At 70.5% G+C, this 20,570-nt stretch carries 16 protein-coding genes; 5 read left to right on the forward strand and 11 right to left on the reverse strand.

The window, feature by feature from the left end:
• Positions 1–41 precede the first annotated feature (41 nt).
• Complete coding sequence (locus tag CR470_RS22585; protein WP_097869375.1) at positions 42–1,289, reverse strand: LolA family protein; 1,248 nt, start codon at positions 1,287–1,289, stop codon at positions 42–44.
• A 197-nt stretch (positions 1,290–1,486) separates the two neighbouring features.
• Positions 1,487–2,497: a polyprenyl synthetase family protein gene (locus CR470_RS22590; protein ID WP_097869376.1), complete on the reverse strand. Its 1,011-nt coding sequence runs from the start codon at positions 2,495–2,497 to the stop codon at positions 1,487–1,489.
• Positions 2,498–2,656: 159 nt separating this feature from the next.
• Here CR470_RS22590 and CR470_RS22595 point away from each other — a divergent pair, with 159 nt between their 5' ends.
• The 5 genes from CR470_RS22595 to CR470_RS22615 all read left to right on the forward strand — a co-directional run bounded on the left by CR470_RS22595 (position 2,657) and on the right by CR470_RS22615 (position 9,056).
• A complete protein-coding gene (locus CR470_RS22595) occupies positions 2,657–4,156 on the forward strand; it encodes a peptide MFS transporter (RefSeq protein WP_097869377.1) in 1,500 nt (499 codons plus the stop codon).
• Between the two features lie 92 nt (positions 4,157–4,248).
• Positions 4,249–6,258, forward strand: a complete 2,010-nt coding sequence (locus CR470_RS22600; protein WP_097869378.1) for a CocE/NonD family hydrolase — start codon at positions 4,249–4,251, stop codon at positions 6,256–6,258.
• Positions 6,259–6,418: 160 nt separating this feature from the next.
• Positions 6,419–7,648, forward strand: coding sequence for a fumarylacetoacetase (gene fahA / locus CR470_RS22605; RefSeq protein ID WP_097869379.1), 1,230 nt, complete (start codon positions 6,419–6,421; stop codon positions 7,646–7,648).
• Positions 7,645–8,334 carry a GOLPH3/VPS74 family protein gene (locus CR470_RS22610; RefSeq protein WP_097869380.1) on the forward strand — a complete coding sequence of 230 codons (690 nt, stop codon included), beginning with the start codon at positions 7,645–7,647 and terminating at the stop codon, positions 8,332–8,334. Before fahA ends, CR470_RS22610 begins: the two co-directional genes overlap by 4 nt.
• Before the next feature lie 113 nt (positions 8,335–8,447).
• Positions 8,448–9,056, forward strand: coding sequence for a Uma2 family endonuclease (locus CR470_RS22615; RefSeq protein WP_097869387.1), 609 nt, complete (start codon positions 8,448–8,450; stop codon positions 9,054–9,056).
• 34 nt (positions 9,057–9,090) lie between these two features.
• On the opposite strand, the gene recQ is transcribed toward CR470_RS22615, so the two are convergent.
• From recQ to CR470_RS22660, 9 genes are all read right to left on the reverse strand, one after another.
• The gene (gene recQ / locus CR470_RS22620) at positions 9,091–11,169 is read right to left on the reverse strand and encodes a DNA helicase RecQ (RefSeq protein ID WP_097869388.1); all 2,079 of its coding nucleotides are present in this window, start codon (positions 11,167–11,169) and stop codon (positions 9,091–9,093) included.
• A 152-nt stretch (positions 11,170–11,321) separates the two neighbouring features.
• On the reverse strand, positions 11,322–12,986 hold the full coding sequence (gene nuoN, locus CR470_RS22625) for an NADH-quinone oxidoreductase subunit NuoN (protein WP_097869381.1): 1,665 nt from the start codon (positions 12,984–12,986) through the stop codon (positions 11,322–11,324).
• Entirely contained in the window at positions 12,983–14,554 is a 1,572-nt protein-coding gene (locus CR470_RS22630; protein WP_097869382.1) for an NADH-quinone oxidoreductase subunit M, read from the reverse strand. Before CR470_RS22630 ends, nuoN begins: the two co-directional genes overlap by 4 nt.
• A 4-nt stretch (positions 14,555–14,558) precedes the next feature.
• Positions 14,559–16,454 (reverse strand): NADH-quinone oxidoreductase subunit L, encoded by a 1,896-nt coding sequence (nuoL, locus tag CR470_RS22635; RefSeq protein WP_097869383.1) that lies wholly within the window; start codon positions 16,452–16,454, stop codon positions 14,559–14,561.
• Between the two features lie 12 nt (positions 16,455–16,466).
• A complete protein-coding gene (gene nuoK, locus CR470_RS22640; RefSeq protein WP_018960446.1) occupies positions 16,467–16,766 on the reverse strand; it encodes an NADH-quinone oxidoreductase subunit NuoK in 300 nt (99 codons plus the stop codon).
• The gene (locus tag CR470_RS22645; RefSeq protein ID WP_097869384.1) at positions 16,763–17,629 is read right to left on the reverse strand and encodes an NADH-quinone oxidoreductase subunit J; all 867 of its coding nucleotides are present in this window, start codon (positions 17,627–17,629) and stop codon (positions 16,763–16,765) included. The genes nuoK and CR470_RS22645 overlap by 4 nt, the downstream gene beginning before the upstream one ends.
• On the reverse strand, positions 17,626–18,339 hold the full coding sequence (nuoI, locus tag CR470_RS22650; protein ID WP_097869385.1) for an NADH-quinone oxidoreductase subunit NuoI: 714 nt from the start codon (positions 18,337–18,339) through the stop codon (positions 17,626–17,628). Before nuoI ends, CR470_RS22645 begins: the two co-directional genes overlap by 4 nt.
• Entirely contained in the window at positions 18,332–19,735 is a 1,404-nt protein-coding gene (nuoH, locus tag CR470_RS22655; protein WP_097869386.1) for an NADH-quinone oxidoreductase subunit NuoH, read from the reverse strand. Before nuoH ends, nuoI begins: the two co-directional genes overlap by 8 nt.
• A partial coding sequence (locus tag CR470_RS22660; protein ID WP_179892345.1) for a molybdopterin-dependent oxidoreductase occupies positions 19,732–20,570 on the reverse strand: 839 nt, incomplete at its 5' end. The genes CR470_RS22660 and nuoH, both read right to left, overlap by 4 nt.

Raw genomic sequence — 20,570 nt, forward strand, 5'->3', positions numbered from 1 at the left:
GTCCGGCGCCGGTCGCCCGGCACGGCGGGCGCCGGGGTGTCCTACTTGGCGGCGTCGGCGGCGCGGACCAGCGCGTCCTTCGTCACCGCTCCGACGTACACCCTGCCGTCGTCCGTCAGCAGGGCGTTGACCAGGCGCGTCTTGAAGACCGTGCCCGAACCGAACTTCCCGGTGACCTTGTCGCCGAGCGCGTCGATGAGGCCCTGTGCCTCGGCCGGGACGTCGCCGGAGCCGGCCGTCGGGAGGCCCGTGCCGCCGGGGGTCCTGATCTCGGCGATCGAGGTCCAGCCCTCGCCGATGACGTTGAGGCCCTCGAAGCCGTCCAGCTCGGCCAGCTGCCCGGGGAGCGCCTTCTGTGCCGCGCCGCGCTCGTCCTTGCCGGTCTCCAGCTCGTCGGCCTCGGTCACCTCGGCGCCCTTGGGCGGGGTGAAGTCGAAGGTGGACGCGGCGGGCCTGGAGAAGTCGACCTTGGTGAACCCGGCGTCGACCACGGCCTTGCCGCCGCTCGCCGCGGCGAGGGTGAACTTCAGCGGTACGCCGTTCTCGGCGTCCACCGCGATCCGGACCGAGCCGATCGTCGAACCGGACTGCTTCGGCTTGATCAGCAGCTGGTAGGCGTCCCGCCCGGCGACCTGCGCCGTGCCGTCCACGGTGACCGAGGTGGTGTCCCCGGCCGCCGCGAGCGCCTGCTCGGCGAAGTCCTTCGGGGTGGCCGGAGCGCCCTCGGGGAGCTTCGGAGCCTTCTCGGCGGCGTCGCCGCCCCGGCCCTCGGGAGCCTCGGCGTGGTAGACCTCGTCGGACTGGCTGTCGTACGCCCAGACCTCGCCCCGGTTGTGGATGACGCTGTACTCGGACGCGTCCCCGAGGATGGAGAGCTTCTGCTGCTCCGGGCCGTCGGCGGCCACGCGCAGCGTGTGCGTGCCGGACGTCAGCTCCATGAGCTTGTCCTGCGGGGCGGCCGCGCCGCCGTCCTTGTCCCCGCCCGTGCCCCCGGCGCCCGGTACGAGCGAGCCCGCGAGGCCGTCGAGGGGCAGGCCCAGGTCGGTGCGGATCTTGAACGTGCCGGAGAGCTGCTCCTCGTCGGAAGCGGCGATCTTCTCGATGAGCTGCTGTGCGGTGATCTTCGGCAGGTCCGGGTCGCCGGTGCTGGCGAGCGCCGGGACGAGCCCGATGGTCGCGGCCGCCACCCCCGCGACCGCGACGGGGACGATGTAGCGCGCCGCCTTGCGGCGGCCCACGACAGTGCTCGTGGCCTCGCCGGTGGTCTCTGCGCTGTCGTTCGGTGCCATGGTGTGCCCTACCTCCGTGGTCGGCGGCTTCCGTTGTTCTCCATCTGACCAAATCAGACGGTCCGAAGCGTCAGCCCGGGGAATCAACTCCGCCTACTGCTCCGGTATGACAACCCGGAGGGTCGTGTACGTCATCCAGTAGGGGTACGCCCCACCGGATGACGCGCCGTCAGCGTCCCGCGCACCACGGCAGGCTCTCAGCCCGCGCGGTGCACCACGGCGTCGCACAGCTCTTCCAGCGCGGACTTCGCGTACCCCTCGGGCAGCGGTGCGAGCGTGGCGCGCGCCGCCTGGGCATAGCGCACGGTGTCCTGGCGGGCCTGCTCCAGCGCCGGGTGGGCGCGCAGCCGGCGCAGCACCTCGTCCAGGGCGTCGTCGTCGCCGAGGTCGCCGTCGAGCAGCTCGACGAGCTCCAGGTCGTCGGGCTTGCCGTCGGCCGCCGCCTGGGCGCGCAGCCGCAGGACCGGGAGGGTCGGGATGCCCTCGCGCAGGTCGGTGCCGGGGGTCTTGCCGGACTCGTGGGAGTCGGAGGCGATGTCGAGGACGTCGTCGGCGAGCTGGAAGGCGATGCCGAGCCGCTCCCCGTACTGGGTGAGGACGTCCACGGTGCGCTCGTCGGCGCCGGACATCATCGCGCCGAAGCGGCCGGACACGGCGACCAGCGAGCCGGTCTTGCCACTGAGGACGTCCAGGTAGTGGTCGACCGGGTCGCGGCCGTACCGGGGGCCCGCGGTCTCCAGGATCTGGCCGGTGACGAGCCGTTCGAAGGCCTCCGCCTGGATGCGGACGGCCTCGGGGCCGAGGTCGGCGAGGATGTGGGAGGCACGGGCGAAGAGGAAGTCGCCGGTGAGGACGGCGACGGAGTTGCCCCAGCGGGTGTTGGCGCTGGGCACCCCGCGCCGCACGTCGGCCTCGTCCATCACGTCGTCGTGGTACAGCGTGGCCAGGTGGGTCAGTTCGACGACGACGGCGGAGGGGACGACTCCCGGCGCGCCGGGATCGCCGAACTGTGACGCGAGCATGACCAGCAGGGGGCGGAACCGCTTGCCTCCCGCGCGCACGAGGTGCTGGGCGGCCTCCGTGATGAAGGGCACATCACTCTTGGTGGCTTCGAGCAGCCCCGCCTCGACAGCGGCCAGGCCCGACTGGACATCGGCCTCAAGAGCCTGGTCCCGCACGTGCAGTCCGAACGGCCCGACGACGGTCACGAGGGCATCTCCTGTCTGCTGACGATCACACGCAATGTCGATGTGTCGCTGTCTCTCTTCGCAACTTCAGCGTATCCGGTCCGCTATGGATCACCGTGGGCGGCTTCCCATCGCCACCGGTATGTTCGGGATCAGCTCATACGATCAGGAGTCCCCGTTTTGTCCCACAGCACCGCAGGCACCGAGCCGGCCAAGCCCCCGCCCGAGGACGACCACGCCTTCTTCGGGCAGCCACGGGGTCTGATGACCCTGTCCGGCCTGGAGGTCTGGGAGCGGTTCTCGTTCCTGGGCATGCAGGCCATCCTGGTGCTGTTCTTCGCCGACACCGTGGCCAACGGCGGCATGGACATGGACCCCGGAACCGCCGCCTCCGTCTCCGCCGCCTACGGGACGCTCGTCTATCTGGTCTCCGTGGCGGGCGGCTGGCTGGCCGACCGGATCCTCGGCTCGTACCGGGCCGTGCTGTACGGCGGCATCCTCATCGCGTGCGGCCACTACTGCATGGCCGTTCCCACCGACGCCATGACCTGGGTGGGCCTCGGCCTGATCAGCGCCGGAACGGGCCTGCTCAAGCCCAACGTGGCCTCCATGGTCGGCAAGCTCTACCGCACCGACGACGAGCGGCGCGACGCCGGCTTCGCCCTCTACTACATGGGCATCAACATCGGCGCCTTCGCCGGACCGCTGATCACGGGGTGGCTCGGCGACCACGTCAGCTGGCACTGGGGCTTCTCGGCCGCCGCGGTCGGTATGACCCTCGGTCTGATCCAGTACGTGGTGGGCCGCCGTCACCTGGCCGGGCGTAAGCACGCCGCCGAATTCGCGCTGGCCCCCGACGCGATGCGCCGCGCGGTCCGGCTGATCGTCGGCGGGGCCGTCGTGGTCGCCGCGGTGGCCACCGCACTGGCCCTCGCGGGCTGGCTGACGATGGACCGGTTCGTCGACGTGCTCACCGTCATCTCGGTGATCGCGCCGATCGTCTACTTCGTCGTGATGTTCCGCTCCCCCCGGGTCACCGCCGAGGAGCGCGGCAGGCTCCGCCCGTACATCGTCCTCTTCCTCGGGTCCGTCGTCTTCAACTTCATCCTCTTCCAGGCGTACTCGACGATGATGCTGCTCGCGTCGACGAACGCCCGGACCGAGATCCTCGGCTTCACCTTCCCGGCCAGCTGGTACGCCTCCGCGCTCGGCGCCTTCGAGGTCGCGCTCGCCCCGGTCGTCGCCGCGGTCTGGGCGAGGATGGGCCCCCGCCAGCCGCACGCCTCCAACAAGATCGCGTTCGGGGTGATCCTCGGCGGGCTCTCCTTCCTGCTGATGGTCCTGCCGACCTCCGGCCACGCCGACACCACGTACCGCATGGCGGCCTGGTGGATCGTCGGCTCGTATCTGCTGCTCGGGCTGGGCGACATCCTGCTGGAGACCTCCGGCATGTCCGCCACCACCAAGCTCGCCCCCAAGGCCTTCGCCAGCCAGACGATGGCCCTGTGGTTCCTCTCGCTCGCCCTGGCCAACGGCATCCAGGCCCAGATCGTGAAGCTGTACGGAGAGGTCTCCAACCCCGCCTACTTCGGCGTCAACGGCGCGATCGCCGTGGCGGTGGGCGTGGCGATGATCGCGGCCGCCCCCTGGCTGAAACGCACCATGCACCCCGTCCACTGAAACGCGCGACACGCCCCGTCCGCTGAACCGCGCGACGCGCCCCGTCCACCGAGCACGCCTTCGCGCCCCGTCGTCGTACATCGAGGTGACCCATGCACATCACGACCGAGTTCCCGTACGAGACCACCCGCGAGGACGTCTCCATCCCGCTGTCCGACGGCACCCGGCTCTACGCCCGGATCTGGCGTCCGCTGACCGACGAACCGGTCCCCGCCCTGCTGGAGTACCTGCCCTACCGGCTCAGCGACTGGACCGCGCCCCGTGACTGGCAGCGCCACCCCTGGTACGCGGGCCACGGCTACGCCTCCGTACGGGTCGACGTCCGGGGCCACGGCAACAGCGAGGGGCTGCCGGGCGACGAGTACGACGCGCAGGAGCTTGCCGACGGGGTCGCCGTCATCCACTGGCTGGCCCAGCAGGAGTGGTGCTCCGGCCGGGTCGGGATGTTCGGCATCTCCTGGGGCGGCTTCAACTCGCTCCAGATCGCCGCGCTCGCCCCCGAGCCGCTGAAGGCGATCGTCACCGTCTGCTCGGCCGACGACCGCTACGACAACGACGTCCACTACATGGGCGGCTCCGTCCTCGCCGTGGACATGCACGCCTGGGCCGCCACCATGCTCGCCTTCGTCTGCCGGCCGCCGGACCCCGCGCAGGTCGGCGACGCGTGGAAGGAGATGTGGCTGAAGCGGCTGGAGGCCGTCGACCCCTTGATCCACACCTGGCTGGCCCACCAGAGCCGCGACGACTACTGGAAGCACGGCAGCGTCTGCGAGGACTACGGCGCGATCAAGGCGAACGTCCTCGCCGTCGGCGGCTGGCACGACCCGTACCGGGACACCGTCCTGCGGCTCGTGGAACACCTCGACCCGGAGCGGGTGCGCGGACTGATCGGCCCCTGGTCGCACCAGTACCCCGACCGGGGGCTGCCGCCGGGCCCCGCGATCGGCTTCCTCCAGGAGACGCTGCGCTGGTGGGACCAGCACCTCAAGGGCCAGGAGACGGGCGTGATGCGGGAACCGCTGCTGCGGTCCTGGATCAGCGGCTCGCACCCGCCCGCCACGGTGTACGAGACGCTGCCGGGCCGCTGGGTCGGAGACGCGAGCTGGCCCTCGGAGAACGTCTCCCCGGTGGCGTACGCCCTCCAGGGCGGCGAGCGGATCGTCGCCTCGCCGCAGCAGACCGGTGTGGACGCGGGCCGCTTCTTCCCGTTCGGCAACGACGCGGACCTGCCGCCGGACCAGCGGGACGAGGACGCGAAGTCGGTGTCGTTCGAATTCCCCGTCGCGGACGCGCCGATCGAGATCCTCGGCCGCCCCCGGGTGAAGCTCCGCATCCGGATGGACGTGCCGCGCGGCCAGGCCATCGCCCGGCTCTGCGACATCGCGCCCGACGGCTCCTCCACCCTGGTCACCCGGGGCGTCCTCAACCTCGCGGCCCGGCACGGCCGCGACCGCACCGACGACTGGCCCCCCGGCGAGACCGAGGACGTGGTCTTCGACCTCAACGGCATCGGGCACACCTTCCCGCCCGGCCACCGCATCCGGCTCGCCGTCTCCTCCTCGTACTGGCCCTGGATCTGGCCGCAGGCCGGCTCGGCGGGCTTCACCCTGGACGCGGACGGCAGCTTCGTCGAGCTGCCGGTGCGCCGCCACACCGAGGACTCGGCGATCACCTTCGGGGAGCCCGAGCAGTCCGAACCGCTCGGCGTGGCCCACCCGGTCACCCTGGAGGAGCCGCGCCCCGAACGCCTCGTCGTCCGCGATGTGGCCAAGGGCGAGTGGCGGCTGGAGGTCGACCCCCGCTACGGCGGGACGCGGGTCTACCCCGACGGTCTCGAATTCAGCGAGGACGCGTCGGAGACGTACACGATCCAGCAGGACGACCCGCTCTCCGCGCGGACCCGCTCCGACTGGCGGATCCGGCTGCACCGCCCGGAGATGGCCTGGGACGTGGAGATCGAGACCCGCTCCGAGATCGCCGCCGACGACCAGGACTTCATCACCTCCAACGAAGTGATCTGCAAGGAGGGCAAGGACGGCGGAGAGAAGGAGATCGTCTTCCACCGCACCTGGGAGAAGCGCATCCCGCGCACGGCGGGCTGAGCGGCCTCGCCGTCCCGCCGTCGGGTCCCCCGGATTTCCGGGGGCCCCGACGAACTTTCCGGGCAATGCGCACAGTTGGGGATAGTCGGGGCACTGCCGCTGGGTAGGAGCACCGACGTAACGTGTCCTTCACGCGACCTGGAAAGCGAGGCAGCACCACATGCCCGAGCAGAGCAGCCCGCTCGATCTGGCCGAGGGCGACCCCTTCGGCCCGCACAACCTTCCTTACGGTGTGTTCTCCACCCCCGACCACCCCGACGACCGCCGGGTCGGCGTCCGTATCGGCGACCACGTCCTGGACGCCGGGGCCGCCGCCCACGCACTGGGCTCCCCCTACGCGGGGCTGCTCGCACAGCCGAGCCTGACGCCGCTGCTCGCGGCGGGCCGCAACGCCTGGCGGGACGTGCGCCGCGCGCTCACCGCCTGGCTGACGATCCCCGCCCACCGCGCGGACATCGAACCGCTGCTGCACCCGGTGGACGCGGTGACCCTGCACCTGCCGTACGAGGTCGCGGACTACGTCGACTTCTACGCCAGCGAGCACCACGCCACCAACGTCGGACAGATCTTCCGGCCGGACGGCGACGCGCTCACCCCCAACTGGAAGCACCTGCCGATCGGTTACCACGGCCGCTCCGGCACCGTCGTGGTCTCCGGCACGGACGTGGTGCGCCCCAGCGGCCAGCGCAAGACCCCCGCCGACCCGGCCCCCGTCTTCGGGCCGTCGGTGAAGCTCGACATCGAGGCCGAGGTCGGCTTCGTCGTCGGCGTCCCCTCCGCGCACGGCGCTCCGGTCCCGCTGGCCGACTTCCGCGAGCACGTCTTCGGCCTCTCGCTCCTCAACGACTGGTCCGCCCGCGACCTCCAGGCCTGGGAGTACGTGCCGCTCGGCCCGTTCCTCGGAAAGTCCTTCGCCACCTCCGTCTCCGCCTGGGTCACCCCGCTGGAGGCCCTGGACGCCGCCCGCACCGCTCCGCCGGCCCGCGACGTCCCCCTTCTCCCCTACCTCGACGACGCCGGCGAGGAGGAGCCGGGCGGCTTCGACATCCGGATCACCGTCGAGATCAACGGCCAGGTGGTCGCCGAACCGCCGTTCGCCTCGATGTACTGGACGGCCGCCCAACAGCTCGCTCACATGACGGTGAACGGCGCGTCGCTGCGCACCGGCGACCTGTACGGCTCCGGCACGGTCAGCGGCCCCGAGCCCGCCCAGCGCGGCTCGCTCCTGGAGCTGACGTGGAACGGCCGCGACGCGCTGGAACTCCCCGAGGGCAAGCGGACGTTCCTGGAGGACGGCGACACGGTCACGCTGACCGCCTGGGCCCCCGGCCCGCACGGCACCCGGGTCGGCCTCGGCGACGTGACCGGAAGGATCGCCACCGCGCCATGACGCACGACGCTCCCGCGCTGACGCTGCCCGAGGAACTGATCCTCCTCGCCCTGGACCCGGACCGGGGCAAGCCGATCTGCAACGCCCGCGATCTGGGGTACGGAACCGCCGGGGCCGTCCTCGCCGAGCTGGAGATCCGGGGCCGGATACGGGAGGAGCGCGGCCGGGTCCAGGTGGTGAACCCGCTGGACCCGGCCGATCCGATCCTCGCCACCCTGCTCCGGACCCTGGACCCACCGGCGAAGGGCCGCCGCCGCGCGGGGATCCGCGCCCGGCGCTGGGTGGGTGAGTACGACCGGTACGTGCAGGAGAAGTACCTGGATTCCCTGGTCGATCGCGCCGTCCTGTCCCGGAAGAGCCACCGCGTCCTCGGCGTGCTCCCGTACCACCACCACTTCCCGGGCGTGCCGGACCTCTCGCGGAGCGTTCTCGACCGGTTCGCGGCGGCCGAGGCGGCGGGGTATCCGGACCATCGCGACCGGGTCCTGGCCTCCCTGGTCTCCGCCATCGGCCTGGCCGGTGACCTGACCCGTCTCGGCCGCACGGGCCGCACGGTCATGAAGGTCATGCGCCGCTCCGAGTGGACCGCCGTGGCCGTCCGCCACAACGTCGAGCAGAACGAGACCGGCAACGGCTGGAACGGCTACAGCTGGAGCGGCTACAACTGGAGCGGCGACGAGGACTAGGAGAGCGGGCCGGTCAGCGGTGCGCGGGGCGTTCACACGTTCGGGGGAGCCTCATTCGGTTCCCGGCGGATACGCTGGTCGGGCCCGCGAGACTCCTCCCCATGGGAGCAATGATGAGGATCGAACCCGAGGCCTCCGAGCCGCGGTGGGCGGTCCCGCCCGAGGGCGGCTGGACCGCCGATGACCTGGACACACTCCCGAATCTGCCTCCGCACACGGAGCTGATCGACGGGAGCCTCGTTTTCGTGAGTCCGCAGACCCTGTTCCATTCACGAGCGGTCGACTTCTTCAACTGGCAGTTGCAGTCCCTGGTACCGCCCGAGCTGGAGGTCGTGCGCGAGTTCACCATCGACATCGACCGCTACAACCGGCCCGAGCCCGATGCGATCGTCATCGACGGCGACATCATCCAGGACCCGGATCAGACCCGGTTCCCCGCCGAGTCGGTGCGCCTCGCCATCGAGGTCGTCTCGCCCGAGTCACGGTCACGCGACCGGGAGACCAAGCCCGTGAAGTACGCCCGCGCGAAGATTCCCCACTACTGGCGGGTGGAGAACCACGACGGGCGTGCCGTGGTGTACGTCTTCGAGCGGGAGCCGGCCACCGGCGCGTACACCTCGACGGGGATCTTTCACGACCGGATGAAGGTGTCGGTGCCCTTCCCCGTCGACCTGGACCTCACGGCGATCACGCCCCGCCGCCGGGCGGCGGACCTGGGATAGGCCCCGCCGCCCGTTCCCCACCGCCTGGTACGCCTCACTCGTACTCGGGCGGTTCCTCGTCCCAGCCGAACTCGGGGTCGCTGTGCTGAGCCGGGGCCTTCGTACGCGCCGGGGCCGCCGGGCGTGACGCGGGCACGGAGGTCGCGGGGGCGGCGGTCGCGGAAGCGGCGGTGGGCGCCGTGGGGGTGGGCGCAGCGGGGGCCGGGGCTTCCGGGGGCGTCGGTGTCGCGCCTCCCGGGGTCTGGGCCAGGACCTCCAGCACGCCCTCCCCGTACGTCGCGAGCTTCTTCTCACCCAGGCCGCTGACGCCGCCGAGCTCCGCGAGCGAGGCCGGATGCAGGGTCGCGATCTCGCGCAGCGTGGCGTCGTGGAAGATGACGTACGCCGGGACGCCCTGTTCCTTCGCCGTCGCCCCGCGCCAGGCGCGCAGCGCCTCGAAGACCGGGACCGCGGCCTCGGGGAGATCGGCGACGGCCGCCTTGCCCTTGGCGCCCTTGGCTCCGCCGGCGGAGGACGACGACCGGGTTGTCGGCTTCTTCGGCTCCTTGCGGAGCAGCACGTCCCGCTCCCGCCCCAGGACCGTCGCGCTCTCGTCGGTCAGGACCAGCGTGCCGTACTCCCCCTCGACCGCGAGCAGCCCCTGGGCCAGCAGCTGGCGCACCACACCCCGCCACTCCGCCTCCGCCAGCTCCTCGCCGATGCCGAAGACGGAGAGCTGGTCGTGGTCGAACTGGATGACCTTGGCGGTCTTGCGGCCCAGCAGGATGTCGATGATCTGGCCCGCACCGAACTTCTGGTTCCGTTCGCGCTTCAGCCTTACCACCGTGGAGAGCAGCTTCTGCGAGACGACCGTGCCGTCCCACGTCTCCGGCGGGGCCAGGCAGGTGTCGCAGTTGCCGCAGGCGGGGGCCGTGGGCTCCTGGCCGAAGTAGGTCAGCAGCTGGGCCCGGCGGCACTGGACCGTCTCGCAGAGGGCCAGCATCGAGTCCAGGTGGGAGGCGGCCCGGCGGCGGAACGCCTCGTCTCCCTCGCCGCCCTGGATGAGCTTGCGCTGCTGGACGACGTCCTGGAGCCCGTACGCCATCCAGGCCGTCGACGGCTCCCCGTCACGGCCCGCGCGGCCGGTCTCCTGGTAATACCCCTCGACGGACTTGGGGAGGTCGATGTGGGCGACGAAGCGGACGTCCGGCTTGTCGATGCCCATGCCGAACGCGATCGTCGCGACGACGACGAGCCCCTCCTCGCGGAGGAAGCGCGCCTGGTGGGTGGCGCGCGTCCCGGCGTCCAGGCCCGCGTGGTACGGCACGGCCTCCACGCCGTTGCGGCAGAGGTACTCCGCGATCTTCTCGGTGGAGTTGCGGGAGAGGCAGTAGACGATGCCCGCGTCCCCGGCGTGCTCCTCCTTGAGGAAGGTGAGGAGCTGCTTCTTGGGCTCGGACTTCGGCACGATCCGGTACTGGATGTTCGGCCGGTCGAAGCTCGCGACGAAGTGCTTCGCGTCCGGCATGCCGAGGCGGCGGGTGATCTCCTCGTGCGTGGCGTGGGTCGCGGTCGCCGTCAGGGCGATGCGCGGAACGTCCGGCCAGCGCTCGCCGAGCACGGACAGGGCCAGATAGTCGGGGCGGAAGTCGTGGCCCCACTGGGCGACGCAGTGCGCCTCGTCGATCGCGAAGACGGAGATCTCGCCCCGGGCCAGCAGGGAGAGGGTGGAGTCCAGGCGCAGCCGCTCCGGCGCCAGGTAGAGCACGTCCAGCTCGCCCGCGAGGAACTGCGCCTCCATCGAGCGGCGCTCGTCGAAGTCCTGCGTGGAGTTCATGAAGCCGGCCCGGACGCCGAGCGCCCGCAGGGCGTCGACCTGGTCCTGCATGAGGGCGATCAGCGGGGAGACGACCACTCCGGTGCCCCGCCTGACCAGGGACGGGATCTGGTAGCAGAGGGACTTCCCGCCGCCGGTGGGCATGAGCACGACCGCGTCGCCGCCCGCCACCACATGCTCGATGACCGCGCCCTGCTCGCCGCGGAACGACTCGTACCCGAAGACGCGGTGCAGCGTCCGCCGCGCCTCGCTCTCGCCGTCCGCGTCGGTGTCGGTCACCGTCCCGGTCACATCCATGGTCACACCCAATGCTCTGTCCCCCGAGGTCCGCACGCCCGGCCCTGTCCGTCCTGCTCTCGTCCCGTCCACGATAGGCGGAGCCAACGACAACGCCGGACGGTCTGTGGATAACCGACCGTCCGGCGCTGCTGACCCGCATACTGCGCGGGCTACCGCACGAACACTCCCGCCTGGCTCGCCAGGTCCAGGAAGAACTGCGGGGCCAGGCCCAGCACCAGGGTGACGGCGACGCCGACCGCGATCGTCGTCATGGTCAGCGGGGACGGGACGGCGACCGTGGGGCCGTCCGCCTTCGGCTCGCTGAAGAACATCAGGACGATCACCCGGATGTAGAAGAACGCCGCGACGGCCGAGGAGAGCACACCGACGACGACCAGCCCGCCGGCCCCGCCCTCGGCGGCCGCCTTGAACACCGCGAACTTCCCGGAGAACCCGGAGGTCAGCGGGATGCCCGCGAAGGCCAGCAGGAACACCGCGAAGACCGCGGCGACCAGCGGCGAGCGCCGGCCGAGCCCGGCCCACTTCGACAGGTGGGTGGCCTCGCCGCCCGCGTCCCGCACCAGCGTGACGACGGCGAACGCGCCGACCGTCACGAAGGAGTAGGCCAGCAGGTAGAAGAGGACCGAGGAGATGCCCTCCGGGCTGGCCGCGATGACGCCCGCGAGGATGAAGCCCGCGTGCGCGATCGAGGAGTAGGCCAGCAGCCGCTTGATGTCGGTCTGGGTGATCGCGACGACCGCGCCGCCCAGCATCGTGATGATGGCCACCGCCCACATGACCGGCCGCAGGTCCCAGGCGAGGCCCGGCAGCGCCACGTACAGCAGGCGCAGCATCGCGCCGAACGCCGCGACCTTCGTGGCGGCGGCCATGAAGCCGGTGACCGGGGTCGGGGCGCCCTGGTAGACGTCCGGGGTCCACATGTGGAACGGGATCGCACCGACCTTGAAGAGCAGGCCGACCAGGATCATCGCGCCGCCGATGAGCAGCAGCGCGTCGTTGCCCATGGTGTCGGCGAGGGCCGGGTCGATCTCCAGGACCGACCCGTCGACGACGTTGGCGATGTCGGCGTACGCGAGGGAGCCCGCGTAGCCGTAGAGGAGGGCGATCCCGAAGAGGAAGAACGCCGAGGAGAACGCGCCGAGGAGGAAGTACTTCACGGCGGCCTCCTGCGACAGCAGCCGCTTGCGGCGGGCCACGGCGCACAGGAGGTAGAGCGGGAGGGAGAAGACCTCCAGCGCGATGAACAGGGTCAGCAGGTCGTTGGCGGCCGGGAAGACCAGCAGCCCGGCCACCGAGAAGAGGAGGAGCGGGAAGACCTCGGTGGTGGCGAAGCCGGCCCGGACGGCGGCCTTCTCGCCTTCACCGCCCGGTACGGCTCCGGCCTGGGCGGCGAAGGAGTCGACCCGGTTGCCGTGGGCGGTGGGGTCCAGCCGGCGCTCGGCGAAGGTGAACACCGCCACCATGGCGACCAGGAGAATGGTGCCCTGGAGGAACAGGGTGGGGCCGTCGATCGCGATGGCGCCCATGGCCGCGATCTGGGCCTTCGTGGTGCCGTATCCTCCGGCCGCGAGGCCGACGATCGCGGCGAACGAGGCGGCGACCGCGACCACGGTCAGGAAGAGCTGGGTGTGGTAGCGGGCCCGGCGCGGCACGAAGGCCTCCACCAGGATGCCCAGGACGGCGGCGACCACGATGATCAGGACCGGCATCAGCTGGGTGTACTCGATCTTCGGCGCCGTGAACGTGCTGCCCGGTGCCGCCGATGTCACCCCGCTCGCCGTCGTCCACAGACTGTGGACAGCTGTTGCGCTCACTTGGCGGCCTCCACCTCGGGCTGGGGGTCCTTCTTCTGTACGTCGGACATGGTGTGCTCCACCGCCGGGTTGACGACCTCGGTGAGCGGCTTCGGGAAGACGCCCAGGAAGATCAGCACGGCGATCAGCGGAAGCGCGACCGCCAGCTCCCGGGCCCTGAGGTCCGGCATGGACCGGACCGATTCCTTCACCGGGCCGGTCATCGTGCGCTGGTAGAGGACCAGGACGTAGAGCGCGGCGAGCACGATGCCGGAGGTGGCGATGATGCCCGCCACCGGATAGGCGCTGAACGTGCCGACGAGGACCAGGAACTCACTGACGAACGGGGCGAGTCCGGGCAGCGACAGGGTGGCGAGCCCGCCGATGAGGAACGTCCCGGCCAGCACGGGGGCGACCTTCTGCACCCCGCCGTAGTCCGCGATGAGCCGTGATCCGCGCCGGGTGATGAGGAACCCGGCGACCAGCAGCAGCGCGGCCGTCGAGATCCCGTGGTTGACCATGTAGAGCGTGGCGCCCGACTGGCCCTGGCTCGTCATCGCGAAGATGCCCAGGATGATGAAGCCGAAGTGCGAGATCGAGGCGTAGGCGATGAGCCGCTTGATGTCGCGCTGGCCGACCGCGAGCAGCGCCCCGTACACGATGGAGACGAGCGCCAGGGTGATGACCACCGGCGTCGCCCACTTGCTGGCCTCCGGGAAGAGCCCGAGGCAGAAGCGGAGCATCGCGAAGGTGCCGACCTTGTCGACGATCGCGGTGATCAGCACGGCGACCGGGGCGGTGGCCTCGCCCATCGCGTTGGGCAGCCAGGTGTGCAGCGGCCACAGCGGGGCCTTGATCGCGAAGGCGAGGAAGAACCCGAGGAAGAGCCACCGCTCGGTGCTGGTCGCCATCTCCAGGGTGCCGTTGGCCCGGGCCTCGGCGATCTCGGAGAGCGAGAAGCTGCCCGCGACCACGTACAGCCCGATGACGGCGGCCAGCATGATCAGGCCGCCGGCCAGGTTGTAGAGGAGGAACTTGACCGCCGCGTAGGAACGCTGGGTCGCGGCGTTCTCGTCGCTGCCCGCGTGGGCCCGGTCGCCGAAGCCGCCGATGAGGAAGTACATCGGGATGAGCATGGCTTCGAACAGGATGTAGAAGAGGAAGACGTCCGTGGCGACGAACGACAGGATCACCATGGCCTCGACCATGAGGATCAGGGCGAAGAAGCCCTGTGTCGGACGCCAGCGCGAGGACTTCGTCTCCAGGGGGTCGGCGTCGTTCCAGCCGGCGACGATGACGAAGGGGATCAGGAGCGCGGTGAGGCCGAGGAGCGCCACCCCGATGCCGTCCACGCCCAGTTCGTAGCGGACGCCGAAGTCGGCGATCCAGGACCGGGACTCGGTGAGCTGGTAGCGGTCGCCGCCCGGTTCGAAGCGGAGGAAGACGACGGCCGCCAGGACGAGCGTGCCGAGCGAGAAGAGCAGCGCGAGCCATTTGGCCGCGGTGCGCCGCGCGGCGGGGACTGCGGCGGTGGCGATGGCGCCGATCGCCGGGAGCGCCGCCGTCGCGGTCAGGAGGGGAAAGGACATGTGATCAGACCGCCCTCATCAGCAGGGTCGCGGCGATGACGACCGCCGTACCGCCGAACATCGAGACCGCGTAGGTGCGGGCGTAGCCGTTCTGCATCTTGCGCAGCCGGCCGGAGAGCCCGCCGACCGAGGCGGCCGTGCCGTTGACGACGCCGTCGACCAGGGAGTGGTCCACGTAGACCAGCGAGCGGGTGAGGTGCTCGCCGCCGCGGACCAGGACCACGTGGTTGAAGTCGTCCTGGAGGAGATCGCGGCGGGCGGCCCGGGTGAGGACCGAGCCGCGCGGGGCGACGACGGGCACGGGCTTGCGCCCGTACATCGCCCAGGCGATCCCGACGCCGATGACCAGGGCCACGACGGTGGCTCCGGTGACCGTGGCCGCGCTCAGCGGGGCGTGCCCGTGGTCGTAACCGGTCACGGGCTCCAGCCAGTTGATGAACCGGTCGCCGATCGCGAAGAACCCGCCGGCGAACACCGATCCGAAGGCCAGCACGATCATCGGGATCGTCATCGACTTCGGGGACTCGTGCGGGTGCGGCGCGTGGCCCTCCGCGTCCGGCTGCCAGCGCTTCTCGCCGAAGAAGGTCATCAGCATCACGCGCGTCATGTAGAACGCGGTGATCGCGGCGCCCAGCAGGGCCACGGAGCCGAGGATCCAGCCCTCGGTGCCGCCCTTGGCGAAGGCCGCCTCGATGATCTTGTCCTTGGAGAAGAAGCCGGACAGGCCGGGGAAGCCGATGATGGCCAGATAGCCGAGGCCGAAGGTGACGAAGGTGACCGGCATGTACTTCCGCAGGCCGCCGTACTTGCGCATGTCGACCTCGTCGTTCATGCCGTGCATGACGGAGCCCGCGCCGAGGAAGAGCCCGGCCTTGAAGAAGCCGTGCGTCACCAGGTGCATGATCGCGAAGATGTAGCCGATGGGGCCGAGGCCCGCGGCCAGGATCATGTAGCCGATCTGCGACATCGTGGAGCCGGCCAGGGCCTTCTTGATGTCGTCCTTCGCGCAACCGACGATCGCACCGAAGATCAGCGTGACCGCGCCGACGATGACGACGACCATCTGGGCGTCCGGGGCGGCGTTGAAGATCGCACCGGAGCGGACGATCAGATAGACACCGGCGGTGACCATGGTCGCGGCGTGGATGAGGGCGGAGACCGGGGTCGGGCCCTCCATCGCGTCGCCGAGCCAGGACTGCAGCGGCACCTGGGCCGACTTGCCGCAGGCGGCCAGCAGCAGCATCAGCCCGATGGCGGTCAGCTTGCCCTGGCTCGTCTCGCCCGCCGACTCCAGCACCGGCCCGAAGGCGAAGGTGCCGAAGGTGGTGAACATCAGCATGATGGCGATCGACAGGCCCATGTCGCCGACCCGGTTGACCAGGAAGGCCTTCTTCGCGGCGGTGGCCGCGGTGGGCTTGTGCTGCCAGAAGCCGATGAGCAGGAACGACGCCAGACCAACGCCCTCCCACCCGACGTACAGCAGCAGGTAGTTGTCGGCGATGACCAGGATGAGCATCGCCGCGAGGAACAGGTTGAGATAGCCGAAGAAGCGGCGCCTGCGCTCGTCGTGCTCCATGTAGCCGATGGAGTAGATGTGGATCAGCGTGCCCACACCGGTGATGAGCAGGACGAACGTCATCGACAACTGGTCGAGCTGGAAGGCGATGTCGGCCTGGAAGCCCTCCACCGGAATCCAGCTGAACAGGTGCTGGTGCAGGGCCCGGTCCTCGGGGTCCTTCCCCAGCATGTCGGTGAACAGGATCAGTCCGACGACGAACGAGGCGCCGGCCAGGACGGTGCCGAGCCAGTGGCCGGTCTTGTCCAGGCGGCGTCCGCCGCAGAGCAGGACCGCCGCTCCGAGCAGGGGCGCCGCGACGAGCAGCGCAATCAGGTTCTCCACGTTTCCGACCCCTTACAGCTTCATCAGGCTGGCGTCGTCGACCGAGGCCGAGTGGCGGGAGCGGAACAACGACACGATGATCGCGAGTCCGACGACGACTTCCGCGGCGGCGACGACCATCGTGAAGAACGCGACGATCTGCCCGTCGAGGTTGCCGTGCATCCGGGAGAACGTGACGAGCGCCAGATTGCAGGCGTTGAGCATCAGCTCGACGCACATGAACAGCACGATCGTGTTCCGCCTGATCAGCACCCCGGAGGCGCCGATCGCGAACAGCAGGGCCGCGAGGTAGAGGTAGTTGACCGGGTTCACTTGGCGGCCTCCGAATTCTCCGCCGCGGACGGGGGATTGGCTCCGCGCTCCACGGCGTCCGCGTCCTCACGTCCGAGCCGCTCCCCGGAGCGCTGCTCCAGGGCCTTGAGATCGGCGAGGGACTGCTGCGAGACATCACGGATCTGGCCGCGCTGACGCAGCGTCTGCATGACGGTGAGCTCGGACGGCGTGCCGTCGGGGAGCAGACCGGGGATGTCCACCGCGTTGTGCCGGGCGTAGACGCCGGGGGCGGGGAGCGGCGGGAGGTGCTTGCCGCGCACGCGCTCCTCGGACATCTCCCGTTGGGTCTTGGCCCGTTCGGTGCGCTCGCGGTGCGTGAGCACCATCGCGCCGACCGTCGCGGTGATCAGCAGGGCGCCGGTGATCTCGAAGGCGAAGACGTACTTGGTGAAGATGAGGTTGGCGATTCCCTCGACGTTGCCGCCGTGCCGGGCGTTGGCCGCGCCGAGCCCGTTGAAGGTGCTCAGGGAGGCGTTGCCGATGCCCGCGATCAGCAGCACGGCGAACCCGAGAGCACACCCGAGGGCCAGCCAGCGCTGTCCCTTGAGGGTCTCCTTGAGGGAGTCGGCGGCGGTGACGCCGACGAGCATGACGACGAAGAGGAACAGCATCATGATCGCGCCGGTGTAGACGACGATCTGGACGATGCCGAGGAAATACGCGCCGTTGGCGAGGTAGAAGACCGCGAGGACGATCATGGTCCCGGCGAGCGACAGGGCGCTGTGCACGGACTTCTTCATCAGCACCGTGGAGAGCGCGCCGATCACGGCGACGGTGCCCAGGATCCAGAACTGGAAGGCCTCGCCGGTCGAGGTGGTGGTGGCTGCGGCCAGTGCGTTCACTCCCCCGCCCCCTTCTCCCGCCGGGCGTTGGCCGCGCCGAGCGTCGACTCGATGGGGTCCTCGTCCTCGTCGGGCTTGTCGCTCTCGCCCTTGGACACGGCCGTCTGACGGACCGTGCCAGGAGCCGCCTCGGTGACCACGCCCCGGTAGTAGTCCTGCTCGTCCATGCCGGGGAAGATCGCGTGCGGGCTGTCGACCATGCCTTCCTCCAGGCCCGCGAGCAGCTCGTCCTTGGTGTAGATGAGGCTCTCGCGGGTGGTGTTGGCCAGCTCGAACTCGTTCGTCATCGTCAGCGCCCGGGTGGGGCAGGCCTCGATGCAGAGTCCGCACAGGATGCAGCGCGCGTAGTTGATCTGGTAGACGCGGCCGTAGCGCTCGCCCGGGGAGTAGCGCTCCTCCTCGGTGTTGTCCGCGCCCTCCACGTAGATCGCGTCCGCCGGACAGGCCCAGGCGCACAGCTCGCAGCCGACGCACTTCTCCAGGCCGTCCGGGTGGCGGTTGAGCTGGTGACGGCCGTGGAAGCGGGGCGCCGTCACCTTCGGCGTCTCCGGATACTGCTCGGTGAGCCGCTTCTTGAACATGGCCTTGAAGGTCACGCCGAAGCCGGCCACGGGGTTCTGGAACTTGTCCCCCGACTCCCCTGCCCGCCCCGCCTGGCCCGAGGACCCAGCGGACCCCGATGAGCCCGTGAGCTCTGGTTTCTCAGACACCGCCGGCCTCCTTTCCGTCACTCGCGCTTTCGTCACTCTGAGTATCCGCTCCACCACTGACAACGAGCTCCCGCTCCCGCCGTGGTGTGCGCCTGGGCACCGGCGGCAGGGTCTGTCCGGGCAGCGGAGGCACCGGGAACCCGCCCGCCATCGGATCGAAGGCGGGCTCCGGTCCGGCCGCTTCCTCCTCGGCCCGGTTCCTGCGGTCACGGAACATGTCGACGACGAACGAGATCAGCAGGATCGCGATCACGACCGCACCGACGTACAGCACGATCCGGGAGAAGTCGTAGCCCTCGTTGCGCAGGGCCCGGACGGTGGCGACGAGCATCAGCCAGACCACCGAGACCGGGATGAGGACCTTCCAGCCCAGCTTCATCAACTGGTCGTAGCGCACGCGGGGAAGCGTGCCGCGCAGCCAGATGAAGAAGAAGATCAGCACCTGGAGCTTCAGGAAGAACCAGAGCATCGGCCACCAGCCGTGGTTCGCGCCCTCCCAGAACGCCGAGATCGGGTACGGGGCCCGCCAGCCGCCGAGGAACAGCGTCACCGCGATCATCGACACGGTCACCATGTGGATGTACTCGGCGAGCATGAACATCGCGAACTTGATGGAGCTGTACTCGGTGTTGAACCCGCCGACCAGGTCGCCCTCGGACTCCGGCATGTCGAACGGCGCCCGACTGGCCTCACCGACCATGGTCACCATGTAGATGATGAACGAGACGGGCAGCAGCATGATGTACCAGCGGTCCGCCTGCGCCTCCACGATCGTCGAGGTGGACATCGACCCGGAGTAGAGGAAGACCGAGGCGAAGGCCGCGCCCATGGCGATCTCGTACGAGATCATCTGGGCGGACGAACGGATTCCGCCGAGCAGGGGGTAGGTCGAGCCCGAGGACCAGCCGCCGAGGACGAAGCCGTACACCCCGACCGCGCCGACGGCGAGGATGTAGAGCGCGGCGATCGGGAGGTCCGTCAGCTGCATCGTGGTGCGCTGCCCGAAGATCGAGATCTCGTTGCCCGCCGGGCCGAAGGGGATCACCGCGATCGCCATGAATGCCGGGATCGCGGCGAGGATCGGCGCGAGGACGTAGACCGCCTTGTCCGCGCGCTTGACGATCACGTCTTCCTTCAGCATCAGCTTGACGCCGTCGGCGAGCGACTGGAGCAACCCCCAGGGGCCGTGCCGGTTGGGGCCGATGCGCAGCTGCATCCAGGCGACGACCTTGCGCTCCCACACGATGGAGAACAGCACGATCAGCATCAGGAACGCGAAGCAGAAGACCGCCTTGATGACGACGAGCCACCAGGGGTCGGTGCCGAACATCGAGAGATCCTCGGCGGCGAGGACGACGCCCTCGGGCGCCGTCGTGAATGCGGCGAGGCCAGTCACGCTCGTACCTCCGATGGTTCGACGGGAGCACTCGGTGCGGCGGCGGGGCCGATCCGCACCAGGCCGCCGGGGTTCGCGCCGGTGTCGGCGGGGATACCGCGCCCCACCGAGTTCAGCGGCACCCAGACCACCCGGTCCGGCATGTCGGTGACCGCGAGGGGCAGTTCGACGGTGCCCGCGGGGCCGGTGACGGCGAGCAGGTCGCCGTCCTTGACGCCGGACTCGGCGGCGGTGGCCGCCGAGAGCCGGGCGACGGCCGCGTGCCGGGTCCCGGCGAGCGCGGTGTCGCCCTCCTGGAGCCGGCCCAGGTCGAGCAGCATCCGGTGGCCCGCGAGGACCGCCTCGCCGTCGCCGGGCCGGGGCAGCGGCCGCGCGCTCTCGCGCGGGTCCTCCGCGTGGCTGCCCTCCCAGCCGCCGAGCCGGTCCAGCTCGCGGCGGGCGGCGGTCAGGTCCGGCAGGGCGAAGTGCACGTCCATGGCGTCGGCCAGCATGTGCAGCACCCGGGAGTCCGTCGGCGCGAGCGTCCGGGGCATCTGCTCGGGCTTGAGCGCCGCCTGGAACATCCGGACCCGGCCCTCCCAGTTGAGGAAGGTGCCGGACTTCTCCGCGACGGCGGCGACCGGGAAGACCACGTCCGCCCGGGCGGAGACCGCGCTCGGCCGCAGTTCCAGCGAGACCAGGAAGCCGACCTCGTTCAGCGCCTGGATGGCACGGTTCGGGTCGGGCAGGTCCTCGACGCCGACCCCGGCGACGAGCAGCGCGCCCAGTTCGCCGGTGGCCGCGGCCTCGACGATCTGGCCGGTGTCGCGGCCGTGGCGGGTGGGCAGTTCGGCCA

Source organism: Streptomyces sp. rh34 (assembly GCF_002551245.1).
Classification (GTDB): domain Bacteria; phylum Actinomycetota; class Actinomycetes; order Streptomycetales; family Streptomycetaceae; genus Streptomyces.